At 75.7% G+C, this 19,374-nt stretch carries 15 protein-coding genes; 4 read left to right on the top strand and 11 right to left on the bottom strand.

From position 1 onward, the window contains the following. The coding region (locus E1266_RS11610; RefSeq protein WP_243718373.1) for a serine hydrolase domain-containing protein at nucleotides 1–1,043 on the top strand (1,043 nt) is incomplete at its 5' end. Nucleotides 1,044–1,115: 72 nt separating this feature from the next. After that, the gene (locus E1266_RS11605; protein WP_132046335.1) at nucleotides 1,116–1,961 is read left to right on the top strand and encodes a siderophore-interacting protein; all 846 of its coding nucleotides are present in this window, start codon (nucleotides 1,116–1,118) and stop codon (nucleotides 1,959–1,961) included. Nucleotides 1,962–2,006: 45 nt separating this feature from the next. Here E1266_RS11605 and E1266_RS11600 read toward each other — a convergent pair whose 3' ends face one another. Next, on the bottom strand, nucleotides 2,007–3,362 hold the full coding sequence (locus E1266_RS11600) for an AarF/ABC1/UbiB kinase family protein (protein WP_165966034.1): 1,356 nt from the start codon (nucleotides 3,360–3,362) through the stop codon (nucleotides 2,007–2,009). A 93-nt stretch (nucleotides 3,363–3,455) separates the two neighbouring features. After that, the gene (locus E1266_RS11595; protein ID WP_165966033.1) at nucleotides 3,456–4,118 is read right to left on the bottom strand and encodes a QsdR family transcriptional regulator; all 663 of its coding nucleotides are present in this window, start codon (nucleotides 4,116–4,118) and stop codon (nucleotides 3,456–3,458) included. Nucleotides 4,119–4,240: 122 nt separating this feature from the next. Here E1266_RS11595 and E1266_RS11590 point away from each other — a divergent pair, with 122 nt between their 5' ends. Together E1266_RS11590 and cphA are read left to right on the top strand one after the other, a co-directional pair. Beyond that, a complete protein-coding gene (locus E1266_RS11590; RefSeq protein WP_132046334.1) occupies nucleotides 4,241–5,077 on the top strand; it encodes a cyanophycinase in 837 nt (278 codons plus the stop codon). 2 nt (nucleotides 5,078–5,079) lie between these two features. Then, nucleotides 5,080–7,797 (top strand): cyanophycin synthetase, encoded by a 2,718-nt coding sequence (gene cphA, locus E1266_RS11585; RefSeq protein WP_132046333.1) that lies wholly within the window; start codon nucleotides 5,080–5,082, stop codon nucleotides 7,795–7,797. Here the strand turns inward: cphA and E1266_RS11580 are convergent. From E1266_RS11580 to E1266_RS11545, 9 genes are all read right to left on the bottom strand, one after another. Then, nucleotides 7,758–8,930 carry a 4-hydroxybenzoate 3-monooxygenase gene (locus tag E1266_RS11580; RefSeq protein WP_132046332.1) on the bottom strand — a complete coding sequence of 391 codons (1,173 nt, stop codon included), beginning with the start codon at nucleotides 8,928–8,930 and terminating at the stop codon, nucleotides 7,758–7,760. The two genes, cphA and E1266_RS11580, sit on opposite strands and share 40 nt — an antisense overlap. A 52-nt stretch (nucleotides 8,931–8,982) precedes the next feature. Beyond that, a complete protein-coding gene (locus E1266_RS11575; protein WP_243718372.1) occupies nucleotides 8,983–9,846 on the bottom strand; it encodes an IclR family transcriptional regulator in 864 nt (287 codons plus the stop codon). 26 nt (nucleotides 9,847–9,872) lie between these two features. Next, on the bottom strand, nucleotides 9,873–10,268 hold the full coding sequence (gene pcaC, locus E1266_RS40015; protein WP_165966032.1) for a 4-carboxymuconolactone decarboxylase: 396 nt from the start codon (nucleotides 10,266–10,268) through the stop codon (nucleotides 9,873–9,875). Continuing rightward, on the bottom strand, nucleotides 10,265–11,059 hold the full coding sequence (pcaD, locus tag E1266_RS38770; RefSeq protein ID WP_347876713.1) for a 3-oxoadipate enol-lactonase: 795 nt from the start codon (nucleotides 11,057–11,059) through the stop codon (nucleotides 10,265–10,267). The genes pcaC and pcaD overlap by 4 nt, the downstream gene beginning before the upstream one ends. Continuing rightward, nucleotides 11,056–12,255, bottom strand: a complete 1,200-nt coding sequence (gene pcaB, locus E1266_RS11565; protein WP_132046331.1) for a 3-carboxy-cis,cis-muconate cycloisomerase — start codon at nucleotides 12,253–12,255, stop codon at nucleotides 11,056–11,058. The genes pcaD and pcaB overlap by 4 nt, the downstream gene beginning before the upstream one ends. Beyond that, nucleotides 12,245–12,811: a protocatechuate 3,4-dioxygenase subunit alpha gene (pcaG, locus tag E1266_RS11560; protein ID WP_132046330.1), complete on the bottom strand. Its 567-nt coding sequence runs from the start codon at nucleotides 12,809–12,811 to the stop codon at nucleotides 12,245–12,247. Before pcaG ends, pcaB begins: the two co-directional genes overlap by 11 nt. Then, the gene (gene pcaH, locus E1266_RS11555) at nucleotides 12,811–13,476 is read right to left on the bottom strand and encodes a protocatechuate 3,4-dioxygenase subunit beta (protein WP_132046329.1); all 666 of its coding nucleotides are present in this window, start codon (nucleotides 13,474–13,476) and stop codon (nucleotides 12,811–12,813) included. Before pcaH ends, pcaG begins: the two co-directional genes overlap by 1 nt. Before the next feature lie 169 nt (nucleotides 13,477–13,645). Then, on the bottom strand, nucleotides 13,646–14,617 hold the full coding sequence (locus E1266_RS11550) for a sigma-70 family RNA polymerase sigma factor (protein WP_132046328.1): 972 nt from the start codon (nucleotides 14,615–14,617) through the stop codon (nucleotides 13,646–13,648). A gap of 180 nt (nucleotides 14,618–14,797) precedes the next feature. Then, on the bottom strand, nucleotides 14,798–19,294 hold the full coding sequence (locus tag E1266_RS11545) for a tetratricopeptide repeat protein (protein ID WP_132046327.1): 4,497 nt from the start codon (nucleotides 19,292–19,294) through the stop codon (nucleotides 14,798–14,800). Nucleotides 19,295–19,374 lie beyond the last annotated feature (80 nt).

Genomic DNA, 19,374 nt, shown 5'->3' with positions numbered 1-19,374 from the left:
CGCCCGCTCCGCCGCCCGCCGCCGTCACCGAGCACCGGGCGGGCTTCGACCCGCTGCTCCCCTCGTCCGACCCGCTCGAACTGCGGGACGCGCACCGCCCGCTCGCGGTCGGCTACACCTACGGCGGGCAGCGGCGCACGCTCGACGACTACCTCGTCCGCACCGGAACCCAGGGCTTCGTCGTCCTGGACGGCGCCGACGTCGTCTTCGAGCGCTACGTCGCGGCCGGCCGCGACAGCCTCTTCCAGTCGTGGTCGATGGCCAAGTCGTTCACCTCCGCCGCGGTCGGCATCGCGCTCGGCGAGGGGCACATCGACTCGATCGACGACCCGGTCACCCGGTACGTCCCCGAGCTGGCGGGGTCCGGCTACGACGGCGTCCCGCTCCGGGACCTGCTGCGGATGTCGTCGGGCATCGAGTGGGACGAGACCGCGGACGTCCCCCCGGTGCACGTCGCCGCGAGCCTCGGGTATCCGCTCACCGCCATGGCGAAGCGGCAGAAGCGGGGCTGGGAGCCGGGGACGAGGTTCGAGTACACCAGCATGAACTCGTTCGTCCTCGCCTGGGCCGTCGCCGAGGCGACGGGCGTGCCGTACCACGACTACGTCCAGCGGAAGATCTGGGGACCGGCCGGGATGGCGTCCAAGGCGTACCTGGGCAACGACTCCAACGGCAACAGCATGGGGTACTGCTGCTACTACGCGACCGGCCGCGACTTCGCGCGGTTCGGCCTGCTGTACCTGAACGGCGGGAAGGCCGGCGGCCGGCAGGTCGTGCCCGCCTCGTGGGTGGCGCAGTCCACGAGCCCCTCCGCGCCGTTCAAGCCGGGGTACGGCTTCCAGTGGTGGCTCGGCGAGGACGGCGACTTCTCCGCCAGCGGGCTCGGCGGGCAGCTGATCTGGGTCTCGCCGCGGTACGGCGTCGTCATCGTCAAGTCGACGCTCTTCACCCTCGCCGGCGGCGAGGAGACCGACGCCGCGTTCGAGGCCGTCGCCGCCGAGGTCGCGCGGACCCGCACGCTGCGCACGGCGCGCGCGGGGTGACCGGGGAACAAGCAGGCGGCCTCGCTGGTTAGGGTTACCTAAGTAGTGTGATCCGGATCATCAGGAGGCCGCATGGCGACGGGACCGGCGCGCAAGGGGCGCACGCTCAACCGGGGGAGGGTGCTGCGCACCGAACGCCTCACCCCGCACATGATCCGCGTGGTCATCGGCGGTGCGGAGCTGGCCGGGTTCGGCGTCGGCGAGTTCGCCGACCACTACGTCAAGCTGCTGTTCCGGCGGCCGGGCGTGGAGTACCCGGAGCCGTTCGACATGGAGCGGATCCGCGCCGAGCTGCCGCGCGAGCAGTGGCCGGTCACCCGGACCTACACCGTCCGCGCGTGGGATCCGGACGCGGTGGAGCTGACCCTCGACTTCGTCCACCACGGCGACAAGGGCCTCGCGGGCCCGTGGGCGGCGAGCGCCCGGCCGGGCGAGGAGGTCCTGTTCCTCGGCCCCGGCGGCGCCTACGCGCCCCGCGCCGACGCCGGCTGGCACCTGCTGGCCGGTGACGAGAGCGCGCTCCCGGCGATCGGCGCATCGCTGGAGCGGATCCCGGAGGGCGCCCCCGTCCGCGTGTTCGTCGAGGTCGCCGGCCCCGAGGAGGAGCAGGAGCTGCCCACGCCCGGGGACGCGGAGATCGTGTGGCTGCACCGGGGCGGCGGCCCCGTCGGCGACCTGCTGGTCGAGGCCGTCCAGAAGCTGGAGTTCCCCGAGGGCGAGGTGCACGCGTTCGTCCACGGCGAGGCGGGCTTCGTCAGGGCGCTGCGGCGCCATCTCCGAATCGACCGCGGGGTGCCGCTGGAGCAGCTGTCGATCTCCGGCTACTGGCGCCGCGGCCGCGACGATGAAGGCTGGCGGTCGATCAAGAGCGACTGGAACCGCCAGGTAGAGGAGGAAGAGGCCCAGGCCCTGGCCTGACCCGCCCCGGATCCCGACCGGCCCACCGCCTGGACCCCGACGGGTTCAGGCGGTGGCCTCTTCGGGCTCTCCGGTCTCGTCGGCGCCGGTGCCGAAGCCGGGGAGCCAGCGTTCCACCTCGGCGCGGAAGTCGCCCTCGGTCTCCAGCTGGCAGAGGACGCCGCCGCCTCCGGTCAGGGCGCGGCTGACGGCGAGGTACTGGGGCGGGAGCCGGAACTGGCGGGCCAGGGCGCCGGGGCGCATGTCGGAGGCGACGCCGATCCCGTGGGCGGTCTGCTCCCGCATCCACTCGCGGGTGTAGCGGAAGCGATCCACCGCGAACGGGGCGGCGTGCGGCCCGATGAGGTCGGCGACCTCCTGGGGGTCCACCTCGGCGTCCGGGACGAGGAACCCCTCCTCGCGGAGTGCCTCGACGATCTCGTCGGGGTCGCCGAGCGTCCCGATGCGGGTGAGCCGGCCGATCGACCACTGCAGCTCGGCCGGGACGTGGGCGGCTCCGCCGAAGTCCATGACGCCGAGGCGGCCGTCGTCCAGCAGCCGGAAGTTGCCCGGGTGCGGGTCGATGTGGATCATCTCGCAGCGGGCCGGGCCGGACAGCAGGAAGCGGAACAGCAGCATGCCGGCGCGGTCGCGCTGCTCCCGGTCGCCCTCGGCGATGACCTTGGCGAGCGGCGTCCCGTCCAGCCATTCGGTGACGAGGACGTTGCCGGACTGGGCGACGACCGCGGGGACGAGGAAGTCGGGATCGCCGTCGTACGCGTCGTGGAAGGCGGTCTGGGCGCGGGCCTCGTCGACGTAGTCGAGCTCCTTCTCCAGCCGCCGCTTGAGGTCGGCGATGACCGGCTTGACCTCGACGCCGGGGAACAGCGGGGTGAAGAGCCTGCTGACGCGGGAGATCTGGTTGAAGTCGCTCATCAGCGCCCTGGCGGCGCCGGGGTACTGGACCTTCACCGCGACGGTCCGCCCGTCGTGCCAGACGGCCTTGTGGACCTGGCCGATGGACGCCGCGGCGGCCGGCCGGTCGTCGAACTCCAGGAACTGCTCGCGCCAGTCCTCCCCCAGGCCCTCCGCGAGGACGCGGTGGGTCGTGGCGGCGGGCATCGGGGGCGCGGCCTCCTGGAGCCGGGTGAGGCTGGCGCGGAACGGCCCGGCGATGTCCTCGGGGAGCCCGGCCTCGAAGATCGACAGCAGCTGCCCGACCTTCATGGCACCGCCCTTGAGCTCGCCGAGCACCGCGAACAGCTGCTCGGCGGTGCGGCGCTGCACCTCCAGCGCGACGGCCTCGGCGGGGCGCCCGATCGTCCGCTTGCCGAACCCGAGCGCGGTGCGCCCGGCGAAGCCGATCGGCAGGGACGCCAGCTTGGCGGTCCGCGTCACCGCGCGGCGGGGAATGTCACTCACGGCCCGTCCCTCGTTCGACGATGCGTCCGATGACTGTCAGGGTCTCACGCGGGGAAATGTCACGAAACGTTCATCCCCCGTCAAATGAAGCGTTCAGGCGGGCCCGGAGATTCCCCGGCCGTTCCCCCGGGCGGCCGCCGCGCCGTCCCCGCACGGCCGCAGCAGCAGCTCGACGACCTCCAGGGCCTGGTCGATCTGCGGCCGGTTCCCGCCCAGGTAGTGCGCGTACATGAACGAGTCGGCGACCCTGACGATCGCCTGCGCGAGGGTCCGGGTGGGCAGCGGCACCCGCATGGCCCCGCGGTCGATCTCGGCCTGCATCTCCCGGGTCAGCAGCTCCGTCGAGCGGTCCTCGATGGTGCCCGGCATGGTGGCCAGCCGGATGAACAGCCGCGGCTCGCGCTCGGTGAACGCCTTGAGCGGTTCGGCCTCCACCACCGCGTGCATGAACCTGTCGAGGAGCATCAGGATGCGGTCCGCGCCGGAGCCGCCCACCCCGCGCGTCGCCACGCGGTAGGTGCGCTCGGTCATCTCCGCCAGGACGGCGCCGAGCAGCTGCTCGCGGCTGCCCACCCAGCGGTAAAGGGTCGCGCGGCCCACGCCGAGCTCGGTGGCCAGCGCCGACATGTCGATCGGCTCGCCGCGCAGGTAGTGCTCGGACGCGGCCGCGAGCGCGGCGGCGGGACCGGCCGTCCGGCCGGAGGGCCCGGACGCGGAACGGGCGGGGCCGTCCGGGGGAACGGGGCTGCCGTTCATCCGCTCAGCATGACATAGGCCCGCCCGTGCTCCCGCCGCGCTCCCGGTGGCCGGGACCCGCCGGATACATGGCTTTATGTCATCAGGAGACTACCCGGGGTGATCAGGGGTAGTCGACAGATGTGACAGAGAGACGAGCGGACGCCGGACGCAAGGGCCGGCTGCTGATCATCGGCGGGGCGGAGAACCGCACCTGCGGCTCCGGGCCCCTGGAGACCTTCGTCGGGCTGGCGGGCGGCGAGGACGCGCGCGTCGTGGTGGTGACGACCGCGACCGAGGTGCCCGAGGAGGTCGCCGAGGAGTACACCGGGGTGTTCGGCCGCCTCGGCGTGGCGGCGGTCCGGGAGCTGCGGCTGCTCGGCCGGGCCGCGGCCGACAGCGCGGCGACGCTGCGCGCGCTGGACGCGGCGACCGGGGTGCTGTTCAGCGGCGGCGACCAGTCGCGGATCCGGACGCTGGTCGGCTCGAAGACCAACGAGCTGCTCAAGCGGCGCCTCGACCAGGAGGGCCTCGTCATCGCCGGGACGAGCGCCGGTGCGACCGCGATGGGGCACTGGATGATCCTCGGCGGCCACGGCCACGAGGTGGCGGCGTCCAGCGTGAAGGTCGGGCCGGGCCTCGCCCTGCTCGACAACGTGCTGATCGACATGCACTTCAACGAGCGCGGGCGGCTGCCCCGGCTGATGAGCGGGATAGCGCTGGACACCCGGCTGCTCGGCGTCGGGATAGACGAGGACACGGCGATCGTGGTGGGCGACGGCCGGTTCGACGTCGTCGGCACGGGCGTGGTCACGGTCGTCGACGCGGGGCAGTCCACCGTCGCCTACGCGGCCTCGGACGACGAGCCGATGGCCATGTTCGACGTGTCGCTGCACCTGCTGCCGGCCGGCTGCGCGTTCCAGATGCACGACCGGCTCCCGGAGATCGGCAACATGCGCGGCCCTGCGGAGGGGGAGTAGCGGTGCGCCTCGACCATGTGCGCCGCCTGAGCGGCCCGAACGTCTACCTGTCGCGTCCCGTCGCGATCGCCCGGCTCGACCTTCAGGGCCTGGCCGGCCACGAGACCACCGACCACCCGGGCTTCGCCGCGCGCCTGGTGGACGCCCTGCCGGGCCTGGCGGCGCACCACTGCGCGGCGGGCCGGCCCGGCGGGCTGCTGGACGCGATGGCGCGCGGCACCTACTTCGGCCACGTCACCGAGCACGTCGCGCTGGAGCTGTCCGGGGCGATCGGCCGCGAGGTGTTCTTCGGCCGCACCGTCCGCGCGGGCGGGCCCGCCGACTACGACGTGGTCCTGGAGTGCCCGCGCGACGAGCCCGCCGGCAGCACGGTGGTGGAGCAGCTGGTCGCGCTCGCGCTGCGGACCGTCCAGGGCGCCCTCGCCGGGCGGGTGCCCGACCCGTCCGCGGACCTGGCCCGCATCGCCGCCGTCCACGAGGGCGAGCGGCTCGGCGTCAGCACCGCCGCGCTGGCCCGGGCGGCGCGCCGCCGGGGCGTGCCGGTCCGCCGCGTCGGCGGCCTCAACCTGCTGCGCCTCGGGTACGGGCGGTACCGGCGGATGATCTGGGCCGCGATGACCGACGCCACCTCGGCGATCGGGATGGAGGTGGCGGGCGACAAGCGGCTCGCGCACCGGGTCCTCGCCGACGCCGGGCTGCCGGTCCCCGAGGGGCGGGTCGCGGCGTCACCGGCCGAGGCGCTGGAGGCGCTGCGCGGCATCGGCGGCCCGGTGGTGGTCAAGCCGCTCGCCGGCCACCAGGGCGAGGGCGTCCACATCGGGCTGACGACGGCGCCCGAGGTCGTGGCCGCGTTCGCGTCCGCCGCCGGGGCCGCGGGCGGGGGCGGAGCCGGCGGCGAGGGCGGCGGCGAGGTCATCGTCGAGTCCTACATCCCCGGCAAGGACTACCGGGTCCTGGTGGTGGGCGGCCGGGTCTCGGCGGCGGCGGAGCTGACCGCCGCGTGCGTGACCGGCGACGGCGCCGCGACGGTCGCCGCGCTGGTGGACCGGGTCAACGCCGACCCCGCCCGCGGCGCGGGCCACGACCGGCCGCTGACCCGGCTGGCGCTCGGCCCCGCGGAGCTGGCCCAGCTGGCGCGGCAGGGGCACGGCCCGGGGACGGTGCCGGCCGCCGGGGAGCGGGTGTGGCTGCGCCGCAACGCGAACCTGTCCACCGGCGGCACCAGCCGCGACGTGACCGGCGAGGTGCACGCGGACGTCGCGAACCTGTGCGTGCGGGCCGCCGCGGCCGTCGGGATGGACGTGTGCGGCATCGACCTGCGGCTGCCCGACATCGGCTCCCCGCCGCCCGCCGAGCCCGGCGCCGCCGGGATCCTGGAGGTCAACGCCGCCCCCGGCCTGCGGATGCACCTCGCCCCGCACGAGGGGGCCGCCCGCGACGTCGCCGGCGACGTCATCGACCTGATGTACCCGGCCGGGACGCTGTCGCGGGTGCCGGTCGTGTCGGTGACCGGCACCAACGGCAAGACCACCACGGTCCGGATGATCGCGCGCATGCTGGAGCTGGACGGCCGGCGGACCGGCATGACGAGCACGGAGGGCGTGCACATCGGGGGCCGGCTCGTCCACCGGTCGGACGCGTCCGGGCCGCGCTCGGCGGAGATGGTGCTGGGCGACCGCTCGGTGGAGGCGGCGGTCCTGGAGACCGCGCGGGGCGGCATCGTGCGGCGCGGGCTCGGCTACGAGCGCGCCGACGTCGCGGTCGTCACCAACATCACCCGCGACCACCTCGGCGTCGACGACACCGAGGACCTGGACGACCTGACCGGGATCAAGGCACTGGTCGCCGAGGAGATCCGGCGCGGCGGGCACGTCGTCCTCAACGCCGCCGACCCGCCGGCGGCGGGCCTGGCGCTGCGGCGGGCGGTCCGGGACCGCCGCCCCGTGCTGCGCTACTTCGCGCCGTCCCCCGGCGAGCCCGTCCTCGCGGAGCACCTGCGGGAGGGCGGCGTCGGCTACTGCGTCGCGGACGGCTGGCTGACCGAGGCGCACGGCGACCGCCGGACCCGGATCCTGCCCGCCGCCGACGTGGCGGGCTCGTTCGGCGGGCACGCCGGCCACGTCGTGGCCAACGCGCTCGCCGCGGCCGCCGCCGCCCGCGCCCTCGACGTCCCGGTGGAGACCGTCGCCCGCGCGCTGCGCACGTTCGACCCCCACACCCACAACCCGGGCCGGGGCTGCGTGTACCGGGTCGGCGGCAACCCGGTCCTCGTCGACTACGCGCACAACCCGGCGGCGGTCGCCGCGGTGGGCGCGCTCGTCGAGCGGCGCTGGGGCACCGGCGGCGTCGCCGCGGTCACCCTGCCGGGCGACCGGCCCGACGAGCTGGTGGGCGAGACCGCGCGGGCCCTGGCCCGGACGTTCGGCCGCGTCGTCGTCTACGAGGACGAGGACCTGCGCGGCCGCCGCTCGGGCGAGATGACCCGGCTGATCGCCGAGGGGCTGCGGGAGGCCCGCCCGGACGTCCGGCACCACCCCGCGGGCGACCTGAAGGGCGCGCTGACCTCGGCACTGGACATGGCCGGGCCCGGCGAGCCCGTCCTGCTGCTGTACGAGAAGCTGCAGCCGGTCGCCGAGCTGCTCGACACGCTCGGCGCCCGGCCGGACGGGGCGGCCGGCGGTCAGTCCGCGGAGGGCCAGGTGACGGGCAGCCCGACGTAGTTCTCGGCCAGCGACGCCGACGCCGCCTCGGACGAGACCACGTAGTCCAGGTGGGCGCGCTGCATCCGCCGCTCGAAGTCGCTCGCGGCGGGGTCGGTGTGCAGCAGGTGCGTCATCCAGTACGAGAAGTGCTCGGCCCGCCACACCCGCCGCAGGACCGCGTCGGAGTAGCCGTCCAGCAGCGTCTCCGACCCGGAGGCGTACCGCTCGGCCAGCGCCCGCGCCAGCACGATCACGTCCGACACCGCGAGGTTCAGGCCCTTCGCGCCCGTCGGCGGGACGATGTGGCCCGCGTCCCCCGCGAGGAACAGGCGGTCGTGGCGCATCGGCTCGGTCACGAAGCTGCGCATCGGCGTGATCGACCGGTCGGTGATCGGGCCCTCGTGCAGCTTCCAGCCGTCGTCGGTCGCGAAGCGGGTCGCCAGCTCGTCCCAGATGCGGGCGTCGGACCATGCCGCGAGGTCCTCGTCCGGCGGCACCTGGAGGTACAGGCGGCTGACCTTGGGCGAGCGCAGGCTGTGCAGCGCGAAGCCGCGGTCGTGCTGGGCGTAGATCAGCTCGTCGGTGGACGGGGCGACGTCGGCGAGGATGCCGAGCCACGCGAAAGGGTACTCGCGGGAGAACGTCCGCCCGCCGGGCACCGCCGGGCGGCAGACGCCGTGGAACCCGTCGCAGCCCGCGATGTAGTCGCAGTCGAGCGTGCGGGTCTCGCCTCCGCTGCGGTACGTCACGCTCGGCGCGGACGGGTCCACGGCCAGCACCTCGGTGCCGAACCGCACGTCGCCGCCGTCCGCGAGCCGCTTGGCGACCAGGTCCTTCACGATCTCGGTCTGCGCGTACACGGTGACCGTGCGGCCGGTGAGGCCGGTCAGCGGGATGCGGTGGCCGGCGCCGCCGAACCGCAGCTCCACGCCGTGGTGGACGAGGCCCACCCGGTCGAGCCGCTCACCGGCGCCGCTCTCGCGCAGCACGTCGGTCGTGCCCTGCTCCAGCAGCCCGGCGCGCTGCCGGTGCTCCACGTAGTCGCGGTCCCGGCTCTCCAGCACGACCGACTCGATGCCCTGCAGGTGCAGCAGATGGGACAGCAGCAGCCCCGCGGGGCCGGCGCCGATGACGGCGACCTGGGTACGCATCAAACCTCCTCCTCGTCGGGCGGCCCGGCTCTCGCCGCGCGCCGCCGCGGGTTCACGCGCCGGTGTTCCGTCCGGCGGAGAACATGTCGGAATGTCCGTGCCAGTGCGCGGCGACGTCCCGGGACAGGGCCCGCGCCGCCGTCGTCAGCGGCGGGAGCAGCCGCCGCAGGTCGGCGCCGCGCGTCCCGGACACCAGCGACAGCGCCGCGACCACCTCCCCCGCCCCGTCCCGCACCGGCACGCCGGCGGACGACGCGCCGAGCGTCATCTCGTCGCGGGTCAGCGCGTAGCCGTCGCGGCGGACCCGCTCGACGCAGCGGCGCAGCTCGTCCGGGTCGGTGATGGTGCGGACCGCGTGCCGGGGCAGCTCGCCGGCGAGGACCCGCTCGCGGACCTCGGGCGGCGCGTACGCCAGCAGCACCTGCCCGACCCCGGTGGTGTGCAGCGGCAGCAGCCCGCCGACCTGCGTCACGACCGGCACCGACCGCCGCCCCCGCAGCCGCTCGACGATCAGCGCGTGTCCGTCGCGCAGCACGCCGAGCTGCACGTTGTCGTGCGTCGCCTCGTACAGGTCCTCCATGTGCGGCAGCGCCAGCTCCCGCAGGCCCATGACGGCGGGCGCCTGGCTGCCGATGCGCCACAGCCGCGTCCCGATGCGGTAGGTGCCGTCGGGGACCCGTTCCAGGAACCCGCCCTCGGCCAGCTCCCCCACGAGGCGGTGGCCGGTCGCGAGCGGCAGGCCGGAGCGGCGGCAGATCTCGCTCAGGCTGAGGCGGACGCCGCCCTGCGCGAAAGCGTTCAGGATGGCCATCACCTTGCCCGCGACGCTGACCGGCCGCGCGGGACTCGCCCCGCCGCCCGCGGTACCGCCCGCGGTACCGTCCGCAAGGCCGCCGCCCGCCGTCTCCCGTCCCACGTGGTTCCTCCGCCGGCTCCGCGCCGTCACTCCTGCTGCTCGGTGAGCACCCGCTGGGCGACGGCGAACGCCGAGTTCGCGGCGGGCACTCCACAATAGATCGCCGTCTGCAGGAGCACCTCCTTGATCTCGTCGTGCGTCAGCCCGTTGCGGAGCGCGGCCCGCACGTGCATCGCCAGCTCCTCCAGATGGCCGCCGGCGACCATGGCGGTCAGCGTGATGCAGCTGCGCGTCTTGCGGTCCAGGCCGGGGCGGCTCCAGATCTCCCCCCACGCGTAACGGGTGATCATGTCCTGGAAGTCGGCGGTGAAGCCGTCCTTGCGGGCCTCGGCGCGGTCGACGTGCGCGTCCCCGAGGACCTCGCGGCGCGCCTTCATGCCGCGTGCGTGCCGCTCCCTGTCGGTGAGGGCCCCCTCGCTCATCGGCCGGCTCCCTTCCATGTGGCGTCGAGATGGGCGGTGATCGCCTCGGTCACCGGGCCGGGCCGCTCCGCGTTGGCGAGATGCGCGGCTCCGTCGACCACGGTGAGGCGGGCGCCCGGGATGCCGCCGGCCAGCCGGTCGGCGTGGCCCGCGGGCGGCGTCGGCCCGTCCTGCGCCCCGGCGATCACCAGGGCCGGCGCGGTGATCTCCCCGAGCCGGCCGGTGGCGTCGAACCGCGCGAGCGCCTCGCAGCAGCCCGCGTACCCCTCGGGGGAGGTCGCGCGGAGCATCGCGACGTACGGTTCCGCGCCGGTGAACCCGGGGGTGAACCAGCGTCCGGCCGCGGTGTCCGCCACCGGCCCGACGCCCTCCCGGCGGACGAGCGCGGCCCGCTCGTGCCAGGGGCCCGGATCGCCGAAGCGGGGGGACGTGCAGCAGAGCACGAGGCTCGCGACCCGCTCCGGCGCGCGGAGCGCGAGGGCGGTGCCGACGGCGCCGCCGAGCGACACCCCGGCGTAGGCGGCGCGGTCGGCGCCGAGGTCGTCCAGCAGGCGGACGAGGCCGTCGGCGAGGTCCTCGACGGTGAACGGGCCGGCGGGCGGCGGCGCGCCGCCGTGGCCGGGCAGGTCGTAGCGGAGCGTCCGCCAGCCGCGGTGCAGCGCGGGCAATTGCGGGAGCCACAGGTCCATGGACGTGCCGAGGGACGGGCCGAGGACGACGAGGGGTGCGTCCGCCGGGCCGTCGAGGCGGTGCTGCGGCGGGGCTCCCGCCGGTGCGGGCGGGCCGGTCACACGCGGCTCCTCCGGTAGGCGTCGAGGGCCCGGTCGACGAGGGCGGCGGCCGCGCCGGTCCCCGGGTCGTCGCCGAGCACGTCCAGCAGGTCGTCGAGGTCGGCGCGCATCAGCGCGGGCGACACCTCCAGGCCGCCGAGCAGCTCGGCGGCCGTCTCCGCGGCGCCGCCGGTGAGCCGCAGGCTCTCGCGCAGCGGCTGCCACTCGGCGTGCCACTCCCCCGCCGGCCGCTCGTGCGGCGCGGCCAGCGCGGCCAGCACGACCTGCGCCTGCGCGGGGACCTGCAGCGCGGCCGAGCGGATCAGGGCGGACATGGCCGGGTTGCGCTTGTGCGGCATGGACGACGAGCCGCCCCTGCCCTCCCCGGCGGGCTCGGCGACCTCGCCGACCTCGCTCTGCGACAGCAGCCACACGTCAGTGGCGATCTTGCCGAGGGCCCCGGCGGTCAGCGCCAGCGCCGACGCGAGCTCCGCGACCGGCGTGCGGCGGGTGTGCCACGGCAGGACGGGCCGGTCCAGCCCCGTCTCCTCCGCGAAGGCCGCGACGAGGTCGAACGCCCGGTCGCCGAACGCGTCGAGCGTCCCGGCCGGGCCGCCGAGCTGCACCGGCAGCGGCAGCGCGGCGAGGCGGCCGCGGGCCTCTTGGCAGCCCAGCAGCCAGTTCGCCGCCTTCGCGCCGAACGTCGTCGGCAGCGCCTGCCGCCCCAGCGTGCGGGCCGGCATCGGGGTGTCGCGGTACCGCGCCGCGAGACCGGCCAGCGCGTCCAGTGCCCGGTCGAGGTGGGCGAGGACGACGCGCCTGGTCCGGGCCGCGACGAGCATGGCGCCGGTGTCGGCGATGTCCTGGCTGGTGGCGCCGCGGTGGACGTGCCGCCCGGCCGGGCCGGCGAGCGCCCGCAGGTCCGCGACCAGCGGGACGACCGGGTTGCCGGAGCCGCGCGCCCGGCGGGCCAGGTCGGCCGCGTCGAAGCGGCCCGCGTCGGCGGCGGCGCCGATCGCGGCGGCCGCGTCCGCGGGGATGATCCCGAGGCGGGCCTGGGCCCTGGCGAGGGCGGCCTCGGCGTCCAGCATCGCGGCCAGGTAGGCCGTGTCGCCCGTCGCGGCCTCGGCCTCGGTCCCCGCGCGGACGGGCGACAGCAGGCCCGCGTCGAGCGGCGCGGCGCCCGGCCGCGCGGGGCCGCGTTCCTCAGAAGCCAAGGAAGACCGTCTCCCGCTCCCCCTGCAGGCGGATGTCGAAGCGGTACCTCCGCTCCCCCTCGCGCGCGGCGATCAGGGTCGCGCGCCGCTCGGCGGGCACGGCGCCGAGCAGCGGGTCGGCGGCGTGGGCGGTCTCGTCCTCGGGGAAGTACAGCCGGGTGAAGACGGGCTTGAGCAGGCCCCGGGCGAAGACCAGGACGGCGATGTAGGGGGCGCCGTCGCCGACCGCGCCGGGCTTGACGGTGGTGAACCAGTAGGCGCCGTCCGCGTCGGTGCCGCACCGGCCGAACCCGGAGAAGTCGTGCCCGTCCCGGACGATGCCGCCCGGCCGCCGCGGGATCTCCCCGCTCTCGTCGGCCTGCCAGATCTCCAGCAGCGCGTCGGGGACGGGTTCCCCGGCGCCGTCCAGGACCCGGCCGCGCACGTCGATCGCGTCCGGGCGCCAGCCCGGCACGACCCGCGGGCCGGTCTCGTACGGCAGCGCGTAGCCGAAGAACGGGCCGACGGTCTGCGACGGCGTGAGGCCGGGGGCGCCGTCGTGCGAAGCGTTGGTCATCAGGCCTCCATCGGGGTGTCGCCGAGCACGATGTCCCACTGGTAGCCGAGCGCCCACTCCGGCTCGGTGGTGTCCATGTCGAAGCGGCAGATCAGCTTCTCGCGGGCCCGCTCGTCCGGGATCGACTGGAAGATCGGGTCGTAGGCGAACAGCGGGTCGCCCGGGAAGTACATCTGGGTGATCAGCCGCTGCGTGAACGCCGTGCCGAACACCGAGAAGTGGATGTGCGCGGGGCGCCACGCGTTGTGGTGGTTGCGCCACGGGTAGGCGCCCGGCTTGATCGTCACGAACCGGTAGCGGCCGTCGTCGTCGGTGAGGCACCGCCCGGCGCCGGTGAAGTTCGGGTCGAGCGGCGCGGGGTGGATGTCGCCGAGGTGCGCGTAGCGGCCCGCCGCGTTCGCCTGCCAGACCTCGACCAGCGTCCCGCGCACCGGCCGGCCCTGCCCGTCGAGCACCCGGCCGGTCACGATGATCCGCTCGCCGAGCGGCTCGCCGGGGTGCTGGACGGTGAGGTCCTCGTCCAGCCGGCCGAACTCCTGGTGCCCGAAGACCGGCGAGGTCAGCTCGACGCTGTCCGGGCCGAGCTTCGGCATGACCAGTTCCTGCGCGGGCGCCCGGAGCACGGTGCTCTTGTAGCCCGGGGACAGGTATGGAGGATGCGTCATGCGCTGTTCCCTTCCGCCGCGACGTGCTCGATCGGCTCTGTGGTGTCGTGCCCGGCCGGCCGCGCGCGGGAACGCCGCGCGGCTCCGCCCGGTGCCGCCGCCCACCATGGCAGGAGAAGCCGCCGATGGCACATCCGGGTTTCCGCTGAGCGGAAGGGCAGCCGCCTGATCAGAGCCGTTCGACCAGGCCGAACAGCGGGAACAGGCCCGGGTCGAAGAACGCCGAGACGTGCGCGACGCCGTCCTCGGTGACGTCGAGCACCTGGAACTGGTAGGCGCGGTGGACCCCCTCCTCGTCGCGCGAGTAGAGCCCGAACGCGGGCTGCGCGTTCGCCGTGGTGGAGACCATCCGGATGTCCCCCGGGGCGGGGCCGCACTGCGCGAGGATGAGCCGCACGACGGTGTCGGCGCCGACGAACCACTCGGGGTACGGCGGCATTTCCCAGACGACGTCCTTCTTGAACAGATCGAGGAGGCCGGTGATGTCGGCGTCCTCGAACGCCTTGGCGTACCGTTCGAGCAGGTCGCGCTGCGCCGGGTCGGTCGGCTCGACCAGCGCGTCCCTCTCCGGCGCGTGCTCCTCGAGCTGCGCCCGCGCCCGCTGCAGCGCGCTGTTCACCGCGGCGGTGGAGGTGTCGAGCAGCTCGGCGACCTCCGCCGCGCGCCACTTCAGGACGTCCCGCAGGATCAGCACGACCCGCTGCTTGGCGGGCAGGTGCTGCAGCGCGGCGATGAACGCGAGCCGGGTGCTCTCCCGGGCGGCGACGATGGTCGCGGGGTCGGCGGCGTCCGCGCCGGTCACGGTGTCGGGGGCGGGTTCCAGCCAGGGCACCTCGGGCGAGGCGACGACGGGCCGCTCGGGCTCGTCGCTCGGGGCGCCGAGCCCGGACGGCATCGGCCGCCTGCCGCGCTGGTCGATCGCCGTCAGGCACACGTTCGTGGCGATGCGGTACAGCCACGTCCGGAGCGAGGAGCGCCCCTCGAAGTCCCCGTAGGAGCGCCAGGCCCGCAGGTAGGTCTCCTGCACCAGGTCCTCGGCGTCGTGGATGGAGCCGAGCATCCGGTAGCAGTGCGCCAGCAGCTCCCGCCGGTACGGATCGGCGAGTTCCTGGAAGTCCCGCTCTAGAGTGCTGTTCGCCATCGTGGTCGTCACCTTCGCTGGGCATCGTCGCTGGGACGGGCGCCACCGGCGGGTCCCGTCGCTCCCGACGGTAGGCGGACCCACCGACAGAACACGCTCGCCGCCCCATTCTACGCCGCCGACCTGCGGGATCACCGGGAGCCGCCCGCCCGGGCGCCGCCCCCGCGGGCGCCCGGGGCGTCAGGCGGGCAGGGCGTCCAGGAGCCGCCGCGCCTCCGCGGCGGCCTGCCCGTTGCCGGTCTTCCCGCACACGATGGCCGCCTGGGCCAGGTACTCCCGCGCCTCGTCCGGCCGGGAGAGGCCGAGGTGGATCCGGCCGAGCAGCAGCAGGCTCAGGCCGCGCCCCCACCGGTCGCCGATCTCCGCCTGGATCTCCAGGGCGGTCCGGGCGTGCCGGCGCGCCTCCCGGTGGTCGCCGCCGTCGGCGTGCGCGCGGGCGATGAGGTCGAGGGTGTCGGCCGTCCCGCGCCGGTCGCCGATCTCGCGGCGGACGACGAGGGCCTGCCGGCCGTAGTCCAGCGCCTTGCCGGCGTCGCCGCGCCGCCGCAGCAGGCGGGCCAGCGTGGTCAGGCTGTCGGCCTCGCCGTGCCGGTCGCCGATCTCGCGGCGGAGCGCGAGCGCCTGGGTGACCAGCCCGAGCGCCTCGGCGCAGCGCCCGGCGCGGCGGTGGATGCGGGCGAGCAGGTCGAGGATCTCGGCCTCCCCGTACGGGTCGGCGGCCTCCCGGCGGATCCGCAGCGCCGCCCGGCCGGCGTCGAGGGCCGCGTCCTCGTCGCCGAGGCGCCAGCGGGCGTGGGCGAGCGTGGCGAGGCTGTCAGCCTCGCCGCGGCGGTCGCCGATCTCGCGGTGCAGCGCCAGTGCCCGCTCGGCGAGTTCGGCGGCGAGTTCGTTGCGGCCCAGCCGGCGGTGGTTGAGCGAGAGGATGTCGAGGCTCTCGGCCTGCCCCTGCCGGTCGTCGGTGTCCGTGCGTATGCGCAGCGCGATCCCGGCGTGCCGCAGGCCCTTGCGGTACTGGGACAGGGAGTGGTGGACGCGCGCGAGCGCGGTGTGGGCGGCGCCCTCCGCGTCGAGGTCGCCGATCTCCCGCAGGATCGCGATGGCCTTGCGGGCGTGCTTGACGGCGGCCTTCAGCGCGCCGCGGCGGCGGCACACGTCGGCGAGCAGGGTGCGGGTCCGGCCGGCCGCGGCGCGGTCCCCGATGGCCCGGTCGATGCGCAGCGCCTCCTTGAGCGCGCGCTGGGCGGCGGAGTACTCGGCGAGCCGGCAGCGGACGCGGCCGATGGTCTCCAGCGTCTCCGCCTCGCCGTAGCGGTCGCCCGTCGCGCGCTGGATCGCCAGGGCCTCCGCCAGGTGCCGGAGTGCGGCGTCGTGGTCGCCCAGCCGGTTCTCCAGCCGGCCGATGAGGGTGAGGGCCTCCGCCTCGCCGGTCCGGTCGTCCATGGCCCGCTTGGCCTTCAGGACGGTGCGCGCGGTGCGCAGCGCGCGGGCGTACTCGGCCTGCCTGCGGTCGATGTGCGCGAGGGTGAGGAGGTCGTCGGTCGCGCCGGGGCGGTCACCGGTCCGCCGGCAGAGCTCCAGGGACTCCTGCGCGCACGCGCGGGCCTCGGCGTAGCGGGCGGTGCGCGCGTGGACCCGGGCGAGGATGTAGAGGGAGCTCCCCGCCCCCGCGAGGTCGCCGATCTCCCGCTGGACGGCCAGTGCCTCCTCCGCGTGGGCGAGGGCCTCGTCGTAGCGGCTCTGGTGCCACCGGACGAGCGCGATCTTGGCGGTGCTCTCGGCGATGCCGCGGCGGTCGCCGATCTCCCGCCGGATCCGCAGCGACGCGGCGGCGTGCTCGGCGGCCTCGCCGTAGCGGCCGGTGCGGATGGCGACGCGGGCGAAGACGTCCAGCGTCACGCCCTGGCCCGGCCGGTCACCGGTCTCGCGCTGGAGCCGCAGCGCCTCGGCCGCGTGGGCGAGGGCCTCCTCGTGGTCGCCCATCCTGCACTGGATCCGGGCGATGGTGGCGAGGCTCTCGCCCTGCCCGATCCGCTCGCCGCCGCCGCCTCCCGCCCGCACGCCGATGGCGAGGGCGGCGCGGGCGTGGGCGAGGGCGTCGCGGTACCGGCCGGCGCCGCGCTCGATCTCGGCGAGGTTGTTCAGCGTCTTGCCGAGGCCGTGGCCGTCCTTCAGCGCGCGCTGCAGCGCCATGGCCCGCTCGGCGTCCCGGCGGGCCTCGGCGTGCCGGCCGAGCCGCCGCTCCACCATGGCGATGAGGTTGAGGACCGAGGCGACCCCGTGCTCGTCCCCGAGCCGCCTCCGGATGGCGAGGGCGTGCCGCGCGTGCCGGATCGCCTCCTCGTAGCGTCCCGCGTCGTGGTGGAAGGCGGCGATGGCCGACAGCGCCTCGTCCTCCCGGTACAGGTCGCCGACGTCGCGGCTGATCCGCAGGGCGCGGTTCGCGCCGTCCAGCGCGCCGCGCCGGTCGCCGAGCGTCTGCAGGACCCGCGACAGGCTGATCAGGCTCATCGCCATCCCGGCGAGGTCGCCGATGTCCTCGCGGATGCGCACCGAGTCCTGGGCGCAGCGGAGGGCCTCCCGCAGCCGGCCGCTGCGGCGCAGGGTGCGGGACATGCTGTCGAGGACCTCGCCCTGGCCGCGCCGGTCGCCGAGGCGCTCGCGGACGGCGAGGGCCCGCCGCGCGTAGTGCAGGGCGCGGTCGGTCCGGCCGAGGCGGCGCAGGACCCTGGAGATCATCTCCAGCGCGGCGGCCTCGCCGTCTCCGCCGTGCAGCTCGCGGTGGACGCGCAGCGACTCCCGGGCGCGCGCCAGCGCGATCCGGTAGTGCGCGAGCCTCCAGTGCACCTGCGCGATCTGCTCCAGTCCCTGGCCGACGCCGTGCCGGTCGCCTTCGCGGGTCAGGATCCGCAGCGCGTGCTCGCCGTACCGCAGCGCGTCCCGGTAGCGGCACCGCTGCCGCTCGGCGCGGGAGCGGGTGTTCAGCGCCCAGCCGGCCAGCCGGTGGTCGCCGAGGCCGGTGAAGATCTCGTAGGCGGCCCTGGCGTCCTCGGCGGCCTCGTCGTGGTTGCCGCGGTCGCAGTGCACGACGGCCAGCTGGTCGAGCATCCGCGCCTCCCAGTGCCGGTCGCCGGCGGCGCGCGCCGCCGCCAGGCCGAGCCGGTGGACCTCCAGGTTGTCGGCGCCGTGCTTGTCGCGCCGGAGGAGCTGGAACAGCGCGTCGGCGAACTCGTAGGCCAGGGCGGGCTCGCCCCGCTCCGCCGCGCGCCGGGCCATGGCGACCACCGCGGCCCGTTCCTCCTCGAACCACGCCAGGGACGACGCGGCCCTGCGCGGGGAGACCTCCGCCGCACCGGACCCCGGGCCGACGGCCGACGGCGCGATCGCCGCCGCGGCCTCGCGGACGCGGGTCAGGTACCGGTCCAGCAGGCGCCGCGCCGCCGCGTCGGCCGCCGCGCCGTCCTCGCGGGCGAGGCGTTCGGCGGCGTACTCGCTCAGCAGCTCGTGGAGGCGGTACCGCCCGACCGTCCCGGGCTCCACCAGGTGCTTGCGGACCAGGCGGCCCAGCAGCCGGCGGGCCTCCTCGACGGGCACGGCGAGCAGGGCGGCGAGGCTGTCGGCGCCGAAGTCGTAGCCGTGCAGGAGGCCGAGCATCCGGAAGACGCCCTGCTCGCGCGGCTGCAGGCTGTCGTAGGACAGGTCGAACGCGGTGCGGATGGCGACCCCGGCGCCGTCGAGGGCGAGGACGTCGAGCCTGCCGCCGCCGGTCAGCTCCTCGACCAGGGACGTGACGGACTCGAAGCGCCCTGCGGCCAGGCCGACCGTCGCGATCCGGATGGCCAGCGGCAGCCGCGCGCACGATTCGGCGAGGGCGGCGACCGCCTGCGGCTCGCGCTCGCCGCGCCCGCCGCCGAGCAGCCGCGCCGCGAGCTTCCAGGAGTCGGCGATGGTGAGCGGCTCGACGGGGACGGATAACGCGCCGTACTCGAAGGCGAGGTGCTCCAGGAGGGAGCGCCCGGTCACCACGACGAGGCAGCCCCGCCCGCCGGGGATCAGCGGGCGGATCTGCTCGGCGCCGGCGGCGTTGTCGAGGACCACCAGGATGCGGCGGTCGGCGACCAGGGAGCGGAAGAGCGCGGCGCGGCGCCCCTCGTCCCCCGGGATCTCGGAGGCGGCCAGGCCGAGGTCGCCGAGGAGCCGGAACAGCGCACGCGCGGGGGACGCCGCGTCCGGGGACAGCCCGTGCAGGTCGAGGAAGATCTGGTCGTCGAAGTAGCGGGCGTTCTGGTGCGCCCAGTGCAGGACGAGCGACGTCTTGCCGACGCCGGCCATGCCGTGGATCTGCACGACGGCCGCCGGGCCGCGCTCCCCGGCCGCGGCGCGGGCGGCGTCCATCGCCGCGAGCTCCTCCTCGCGCCCGACGAAGTCGCGGGGCGCCGCGGGGAGCTGGCGGACCGGCGGCACGAACCGCGGCGGGGGAAGGTGGACGGTCTTCTCATGGACGATGTCGCCGTCGACGTGGACGGCGCCGTGGAAGTGGTTCGCGGGCGGCCCTTTCCCCGCCGCCGGGGTCCCCGCCGCCGGGGTCCCCGCCGTCGGCTCCGGTGCCGCCGCCTCCGGTGTCGTGTCCGGGTCTGGTCTCCTGGCCGGTTCCGGTGTCGTGTCCGGGTCTCGTGTCATGGCCGGGCCCCGCCTCCCTGTCATGATCGGGTCCCCTCCAGCCGACCCCCTGGCCCGGGCGCGCACAACGGCTCGTCCAA

The sequence above is a fragment of the Actinomadura sp. 7K534 genome (genome assembly GCF_004348575.1).
Taxonomy (GTDB): Bacteria; Actinomycetota; Actinomycetes; order Streptosporangiales; family Streptosporangiaceae; genus Spirillospora; species Spirillospora livida.
Note: the sequence above shows the minus strand (reverse complement) of the source record. Positions and strands in the feature narration are given on the sequence as shown.